Below are 234 nucleotides of genomic sequence, written 5' to 3' on the forward strand. Positions count from 1 at the left end.
CGACACTAGGGTCGCTTCGGCTGTCGACGAACTCGAGCGAGTGAATGATTGCGCCGAAGCCCATCGGTGCCATAATCAGCGACATGCCTTTGAACATTTTGTCCGACAGCAGAGCTTTCGTTTCGACCGTCATAGGAATTTTGCCCCCGAGCGATACGATTCCGGTGTCTTCCAGACGCGCTTCCGGCAAGCGTTGCCTGCGTACCGCGGAGTTCGTACCGTCAGCGCCCACCA

At 57.7% G+C, this 234-nt stretch carries 1 pseudogene; it reads right to left on the bottom strand.

Annotated features, from left to right (window positions below):
• Positions 1-234: pseudogene (locus AF337_RS44700) on the bottom strand (FAD-dependent monooxygenase); the annotation flags it as partial.

It is taken from the genome of Rhizobium ecuadorense (genome assembly GCF_001187535.1).
Taxonomy (GTDB): Bacteria; Pseudomonadota; Alphaproteobacteria; order Rhizobiales; family Rhizobiaceae; genus Rhizobium; species Rhizobium ecuadorense.